The 7177-nt window shown below is 69.9% G+C and carries 6 protein-coding genes and 1 pseudogene; 4 read left to right on the top strand and 3 right to left on the bottom strand.

The genetic code is table 11. The features are described 5' to 3' along the window. The 4 genes and pseudogenes from ACTS11_RS02820 to ACTS11_RS02835 all read left to right on the top strand — a co-directional run. Positions 1–181: pseudogene (locus tag ACTS11_RS02820) on the top strand (LLM class F420-dependent oxidoreductase); the annotation flags it as partial. Between the two features lie 33 nt (positions 182–214). Continuing rightward, the gene (locus ACTS11_RS02825) at positions 215–1858 is read left to right on the top strand and encodes an alpha-amylase family protein (protein ID WP_442638829.1); all 1644 of its coding nucleotides are present in this window, start codon (positions 215–217) and stop codon (positions 1856–1858) included. Between the two features lie 296 nt (positions 1859–2154). Beyond that, positions 2155–2418 (top strand): hypothetical protein, encoded by a 264-nt coding sequence (locus tag ACTS11_RS02830; protein ID WP_442638830.1) that lies wholly within the window; start codon positions 2155–2157, stop codon positions 2416–2418. Then, on the top strand, positions 2415–4142 hold the full coding sequence (locus ACTS11_RS02835; RefSeq protein ID WP_442638831.1) for a cation:proton antiporter: 1728 nt from the start codon (positions 2415–2417) through the stop codon (positions 4140–4142). Before ACTS11_RS02830 ends, ACTS11_RS02835 begins: the two co-directional genes overlap by 4 nt. 15 nt (positions 4143–4157) lie before the next feature. On the opposite strand, the gene ACTS11_RS02840 is transcribed toward ACTS11_RS02835, so the two are convergent. The 3 genes from ACTS11_RS02840 to ACTS11_RS02850 form a co-directional block, all read right to left on the bottom strand. After that, complete coding sequence (locus ACTS11_RS02840) at positions 4158–5273, bottom strand: RuBisCO large subunit C-terminal-like domain-containing protein (protein ID WP_442638832.1); 1116 nt, start codon at positions 5271–5273, stop codon at positions 4158–4160. Then, positions 5270–6274 carry a transketolase family protein gene (locus ACTS11_RS02845; protein ID WP_442638833.1) on the bottom strand — a complete coding sequence of 335 codons (1005 nt, stop codon included), beginning with the start codon at positions 6272–6274 and terminating at the stop codon, positions 5270–5272. Before ACTS11_RS02845 ends, ACTS11_RS02840 begins: the two co-directional genes overlap by 4 nt. 1 nt (position 6275) lies before the next feature. Then, positions 6276–7177 (bottom strand): transketolase (locus ACTS11_RS02850; protein WP_442638834.1); only part of this gene is annotated, 902 nt, incomplete at its 5' end.

Raw genomic sequence — 7177 nt, forward strand, 5'->3', positions numbered from 1 at the left:
CCGAGAGGACATGCACGGCAGCGTCCTCGTCTCCTCCGACCCCGAGCGCTTCGTCGGCTGGCTGGCGGAGTATGCCGAACTCGGCTTCGAGGGGATCTACCTCCACCATGTCGGCGTCTCGCAGCGCAGGTTCATCGACGTCTTCGGCGAGCGGGTGCTGCCCGCGCTGGCCAGGGGCTGAGCCGGCATGGACCTGAACGCGACAGGCGCCGACATGAGCCGCACCAGCGATGTCTGGTGGAAGAACGCGGTCTTCTATTGTCTGGACGTCGAGACCTTCCAGGACGGCAACGGCGACGGCATCGGCGATTTCGCCGGGCTCGAGCACCGGATCGACCACCTCGCCGGGCTCGGCGTCACCTGCATCTGGCTGATGCCCTTCTACCCGACGCCGAACCGGGACGACGGCTACGACATCGTCGACTACTACAGCGTCGATCCCCGGCTGGGCAGCATGGGCGACCTGGTGCAGTTCGTGCGGACGGCCCGCGACAGGGGCATCCGCGTGATCGCCGATCTCGTGGTCAACCACACCTCGGCCGAACACCCGTGGTTCCGCTCCGCCCGGTCCGACCGGAACTCGCCCTACAGGGACTGGTACGTCTGGCGCGACCAGATCCCCGAGAAGGGTCCCGACGGCCTCGTCTTCCCCGACGCCGAGGACAGCAACTGGGAATGGGACGAGACGGCGGGGCAGTACTACCTGCACCGGTTCTACCGCCACCAGCCGGACCTCAACATCGCCAATCCCGAGGTGCGGACCGAGATCCGCAAGATCGTGGGCTTCTGGCTCCAGATCGGTCTCGCGGGCTTCCGCGTCGATGCGGTCCCGTTCCTCCTGGAGACCGACGGGATCGCCGGACAGGCGGACATCGCGCCGCATGACTGGCTGAGGGACCTGCGCAGCTTCATCGGGCGCCGCTCCGGCGACGCGATCCTCCTCGGCGAGGTCAATCTCGAATACGAGGAGGTCCGCCGCTTCTTCGGCGACGAGGGCGGCGACGAGCTGAACATGTGCCTCGACTTCAACCTCAACCAGGCGCTGGCGCTCGCCCTCGTGCGGGAGGATGCCGGAACGCTGGTCCACGCGATGCGGGCGATGCCCTCGCTGCACCCCGACGACGGCTGGGCGCATTTCGCGCGCAACCACGACGAATGGTCCCTCGACAAGCTGACCGAGGCCGAGCGGCAGGAGGTCTTCGCCGCCTTCGGCCCGAAGACGGAGATGCAGCTCTTCGGGCGGGGTCTCAGGCGGCGCATCCCGACGATGCTCGGAGGCGACCAAGCGCGCATCCGCATGCTCTACAGCCTCGTCTTCGCGCTGCCGGGCGCGCCCGTCCTCTTCTACGGCGAGGAGATCGGCATGGCCGAGAACCTCGAGATCGAGGGGCGCATGAGCGTGCGCGCGCCCATGCAGTGGTCCGACGCCCCGAACGGCGGGTTCTCCACCGCCGCGCCCGAGGACCTGCGCCGGCCCGTCGTGGCGACGCGCGGCTGGAGCGCCCGGAAGATCAACGTCGAGGACCAGGAGCGCGACCCCGCGTCCATGCTGAACTGGATGGAGCGGCTGATCCGGCGGCGCCGCCAGACACCGGAGATCGCCTTCGGAAACTGGAGCTTCGTTCCCTTCCCCGAGGCCTCGATCCTGGCGCTCCGCTACGACTGGGGCCGCAGGACCGTGATGCTGATTCACAACCTCGCGGGAGAGCGGCGCAAGTCATCCTGCAACCCGGCGAACGCGGAGGGATGGAGGTCGCTCGATCACCTCCTCGGCGGCGGCTCGGCCGAGATCGCGAGGGACGGTGTCCTGTCGGTCGACCTGCCCGCCTATGGCCACCTCTGGCTGCGCGTTGGCTGATTTCGCCCGCGCCCGGACGGACGGCGGCATCGGCGCGGCAAGCCGCATGTGACAAAGCGTAGCTCGCCGCCGTTTGATTGCACTCAAAACCTTTTCGCCGTTTAAACTGCCGCCGATCAAGCCGTGCGTCCGGAGCGACAGATGCCACGCAGACCTGACATGGCAAACCTCTGGATCGCAGATTCTGCCGCCCGGACCGGACTCGGGGGGCTACGGGCCCGGAAGCTCCGGCGCAGGCAGCTCGCGGCCGCAGCCGAGGCACCGGGACCGCGAAACCCGGGCGCCCCGGAGACTGCATGACCGAGACTCCTCCGACGATCCGCATGGCCGTGCGCGGCGGAGCCGTGCCGCCCGCGCCGCGCCGACAGGACGGCGGCACGGTGGTCGCGGCACTGCCCGTTGCCGCGGGCACCATCGCCGTGTCATGGACCGGGTGCAGCATCCGCCGCAGCCACGAGCCCGCGGGGCGCGCCCGTCGCGCGACGGCACCCTGCCCCAGGACGGAGACCCGGATCGCACAGCTTCGGGGCGGACAGGACGAGAAGGACGACCAGGCATGACCGAAGCCATCGAGGGCTACCTGTTCTACGAGATCGCGGCGCTCCTCGTGCTGGCGGCGGGCGCGGGCTTCGTCGGTCTCCTGCTGCGCCAGCCTCTGATCGTGAGCTTCATCGCGGTGGGCATCCTCGCCGGCCCCTCCGTCCTCGACATCGCGCGGTCGGACGCGCAGATCGACCTGCTGGCCGAGCTCGGCATCGCGGTGCTGCTGTTCCTCGTGGGCCTGAAGCTCGACTTCAACCTCGTGCGCACGCTCGGCCCGGTCTCGCTGGTGACGGGCCTCGGGCAGGTGATCTTCACCACGGTCTTCGGCTACCTCATCGGGCTGGCGCTCGGGCTCGACCCGTTGACGGCGATCTATGTGGCGATCGCGCTCACCTTCTCCTCCACGATCATCATCGTGAAGCTGCTGTCCGACAAGCGCGAGATCGACGCGCTGCACGGGCGGATCGCGCTCGGCTTCCTGATCGTGCAGGACATCGTGGTGGTCATCGCGATGATCGCGCTCTCGGCCATCGGCGTCGGCGGCGCGGCGGCGGAGGGGGACAACGCGGCGCTCGAGGTGCTGAAGGTGCTGGGCTACGGCCTGGCGATGCTGGCCTTCGTCGTGGTCTTCATCCGCTTCGCCGCGAACCCGCTGGTCGAGCGGCTGTCGCAGGCGCCCGAACTCCTGGTCTCCTTCGCCATCGGCTGGGCGGCGCTGCTGGCGGCGGTCGGCCACTATCTCGGCTTCGGCAAGGAACTGGGGGGGCTTCTCGCCGGGGTCTCGCTGGCCTCGACGCCCTTCCGCGAGGCCATCGCGGCGCGGCTCGCCTCGCTGCGCGACTTCCTCCTCCTCTTCTTCTTCATCGCGCTCGGCGCCTCGCTCGACCTCTCCGTCCTGGGCGCGAGCATCTGGCCCGCGGTCGTCCTGTCGCTCTTCGTGCTCATCGGCAACCCGTTGATCGTGCTCGTCATCATGAGCGTCATGGGCTACCGCAAGCGGACGGGCTTCCTCGCCGGCCTGACCGTGGCGCAGATCTCGGAATTCTCGCTGATCTTCATGGCGATGGGAGTGGCCATCGGCCATGTCGCGGAGGAGGCGCTCGGCCTCGTCACGCTGGTGGGGCTCGTGACCATCGCGGCCTCGACCTACATGATCACCTTCTCCCACCACCTCTACGCCGCCTTCGAGCCCTTCCTGGGCGTCTTCGAGCGCCGGGGCGCGGAGGCGGAACCCGAAAACGGCCCCGAGGCGGAGCGTCCCCACGACGTGATCCTCTTCGGGCTCGGGCGCTACGGCCTCGGGATCGCGTCGGCGCTGCGCGGACAGGGCAAGCGCATCCTCGGCGTCGACTTCAGCCCCGAGGCGGTGCGCAACGCCCGCGCGCAGGGCTACGACGTGGTCTTCGGCGATGCCTCCGACCCCGAGTTTCTGGCGCACCTGCCGCTCCAGCGGGCCGGGTGGCTTGTCCTCGCGGTGCCCGAGCACGACATGGGCCTGACCCACGAGGATCCGCGCGTGACGCTGCTCAGCACGGTGCGCGACCTCGGCTTCACGGGAAAGGTCGCCGTCGCGGCCCACCGGGAGGAGACGGCGGGCAGGCTCCGCGCCGCGCGGGCCGATCTGGTGTTGATGCCCTACCGCGACGCGGCCTTCGCGGCGGCGGGCATGATCGCGGGCGACGCGCGGGCGCCGGTGGGCACCATCGCCGACCCCGAAGGGCAGCGGGAACTGCCGGCCTGATCCGGGGGGCGCGCCTCAGGCGGGCCGGTCGAGCGCGGCGAGAAGGTCGGCCACCGCCTCGCCGATCCGCTCCGCGTGGCGCAGCAGCGAGCCGCCGAGCAGGAACACGGTGTCCTCGCCATACATCGCGCGCATGTCGGCCGCGCGCTCGGGGCTCATGCCGCCGCCGGGCGAGGGCAGCATCGGCCGCCCGATGCCGTCCGGGTCCTGGCAGGCGGACACGATGTCGAGGCATTCCTCCGCCGTGAAGCCGAAGCGCCCGCCGACATTGGGAAAGACCGAGATGTCGGACCCGGCGAGGCGCTGGAGCGTGCCGAACATCATGCCGTGGGTGAAGCCGGTATCCTCCGACAGGACATGCGGCCCGAGAAAGCTCGGATGCGTCATGATCGGCAGGCCGAGGTCGGGCGCCTCCGCCACGCGGCGGACGAGGTCGAAGCCGAAGAGGCCGGGCATGATCAGAAGGCCGTGCGCGCCCGCCTCCTTCGCGAAGCGCGCGTTCTCCATCAGGTCCTCGCTCCGCCCCGCGAGGTTCGCGAAGTAGAGCGTCGTGCCCTCTTTCTCCGCATTGGCGCGGGCGACGGCGGCGCCAATCGCCGTCACCCGCGCGCGGAAGGAATGGACCGGCTGGTCGGTGAGACCGTGATCCTCCTTCACCACATGCGCCCCCGCCCGCGCGCAGCGTTCCGCGATCGCGGCGAGCGTCCGGGGCGACGTGCCCTGCGGCTTCAGCACGGGCGCGATCATCGGCCCGCGCGCGCACCCGGCGAGGGCGCGGACGCCCTCGATCCCGAAGCGCGGCCCCGGAAAGGCCCGGGCAAGCGGCCCGAGGTCGAGGCCCGTCACCTTGATCCCCTTCTGGATCGAGGAATTGCCGAACATGACGTTGAGGAGCTGCGGCAGCTCCGTCCCCGTGCTCTCGGGAGAATAGGAGACCGTGGCGCGGAACCGGCCCTCGGCCTCCGCCCCGATCTCCTCGACCCGGCCCACGATCTCGTCGGCGATGAAGCCCTCGGGCACCACGTCGCGGGGCACCTCGACGGTCTGCTCGAGCGCGACGCCCTCGGCGCGCGCCCGCGCCTCCGCCGCACTGGCCGCGAAGAGGCGGTAGGTGACGGTGAAGCGGCTCACAGCGCCTCGGCCTTCTCGGTGGAATGCACCGCCTCGATCCGCGCGGCGGCGAGCATGTCCTCGGTGATGCCGAGCTCCTCGCCGAGCAGCCCCTCGACCCCCTTCACGAGGGCCGTGGCGTCGAGACCGTAGTATTTCATCAGGTAGGGCCGCGAGCCGCCATGCGCATAGGTGTCCCGGAGGCCCAGCCGCACGAGGCGCTTGCCGACGCCGTGGTCCGCCATGATCTCGGCCACGAGCGAGCCGATGCCGCCCTCCGTCACGTGGTTCTCGAGCGTCACCACGCCCCGCCGGACCGAGGCGATGTGGTCGAGCATCGCCTTCGCGTCGAAGGGCTTGATCGTGTTGAGATGCAGGTGCCGGATCGAGAGGCCCGCCCCCTCGAGCGCGCCGCGCGCGCGCAGCGCCTCCTCCGTGGTGATGCCGGAAGTGACGATCAGCACGTCCTGCCCCAACGCCAGCTCGCGCATCCGCCCCACCCGGATCGGCGTGTCGAAGAGGCGCGGAACGGTGCCGCGCAGCACGCGGCAATAGACCGGCCCGTCGATGGAATCGGCCGCCTCGCAGATCGATTCCACCTCCGTCGCGTCGCCGGTCTCGAGCACGGTCATGTTGGGGATCGAGCGCATCACCGCGATGTCCTCGATCGCCTGGTGCGTCATGCCGCCGGGCGTCGTGATGCCGGGCAGGAACCCCATCAGCCGCACCTTGCGCCGCGGATAGGCGACCGAGGCCATGAGCTGGTCGTAGGGCCGCCGGTAGAGGAAGACGCCGAAGGAATGCAGGAACGGCCGGAACCCCGCGAGGCCGAGCCCGCCGGCGAAGGACATCATGTTCTGCTCCGCCATGCCGAGCGACAGGAACTGCTCGGGATACTTGTCGCGGAACTTGTCGATCTCGCAGGACGAGGTCAGGTCCGCCGAGAGGCAGAGCACCTCGGGATTGGCGCGGGCGTGCTTTTCGAAGGCCCTCTCGTAGGGCCGGTTCACCATCTCGACCATGTCAGTGCCCCTTGCCGTAGTCGATGGGCGGGACGCCGAGGGACTTGGCGATGTGCCGGTTCATCTCGGCGCGCTCCTTCTCGGACTTGAAGCGGACGTAGTGGAGCCGCGGGAAGCGGAGCTGGAGATAGGGCATGCCCCGGAACGGGCTGGAGTTCGCGAGGATGATCAGCGGCTTGCCCCGGTGCGGCGTGCGCACCGCCTCGCGCATCTGGTCGAGGTCGTGGCCGTCGATCCAGACCGCGACGCCGCCGAAGGCCTCGATCTTCCGCGCGATGTCGCCCACCTCCATCACCGAGGTCATGGCGCCGTCGCATTGCTGCCGGTTCACGTCCATGATGGCGTAGAGGGTGTCGATCCGGTGGTGCGCGGCGGCCGCGATGGCCTCCCAGGTCTGGCCCTCCTGCACCTCGCCGTCGGACATGTAGACCCAGGTGCGCCCGGGCTCGCCCTTGCGCTTGCGGCCCCAGGCGAGGCCCGCGGCGGTGGAGAAGCCGATGCCGAGCGTGCCGTTGTGGACCTCCATCCCCGGGGAATGCTCGGCCCCGATCATCTCGACGGAGGAGCCGTCCTTGTTGAACATCTCGATCCCCTCGGGCGCCATGCGGCCGACCTCGATCAGCGTCGCGTAGGCCACGAGCGCGTAGTGCGCGGGCGCGATGAAGAGGCGGTCGAACTCGGGCGCGGCGGGGCCGTTGTAGCCCGCGCCGGTGTGGTAGTCCGGGTTGTCGGCCGAGGGCACGCCGCCGAAGGGCTTGGGGATCATCGGCAGCGTCGGCGGCCCGAGGCGCAACTCCTCGTTGTAGAGCCACGCGAACTGCTCGGCGGCGGAACAGGCCTGGCTGAGATAGCCGCCGTTGTTGAGAATCGTGTGCTCGAACACCCGCGTGCGGATGCCGTGGG

This window comes from Roseicyclus sp., from assembly GCF_052168335.1.
Classification (GTDB): Bacteria; Pseudomonadota; Alphaproteobacteria; order Rhodobacterales; family Rhodobacteraceae; genus Roseibacterium.

What these genes read in the sequence shown, in the direction of transcription:
- ACTS11_RS02825 (WP_442638829.1), top strand. Translation starts at nt 215, where the DNA reads ATGAGCCGCACCAGCGATGTCTGGTGGAAGAACGCGGTCTTCTATTGT.
- ACTS11_RS02830 (WP_442638830.1), top strand. Translation starts at nt 2,155, where the DNA reads ATGACCGAGACTCCTCCGACGATCCGCATGGCCGTGCGCGGCGGAGCC.
- ACTS11_RS02835 (WP_442638831.1), top strand. Translation starts at nt 2,415, where the DNA reads ATGACCGAAGCCATCGAGGGCTACCTGTTCTACGAGATCGCGGCGCTC.
- ACTS11_RS02845 (WP_442638833.1), bottom strand. Translation starts at nt 6,274, where the DNA reads ATGGTCGAGATGGTGAACCGGCCCTACGAGAGGGCCTTCGAAAAGCAC.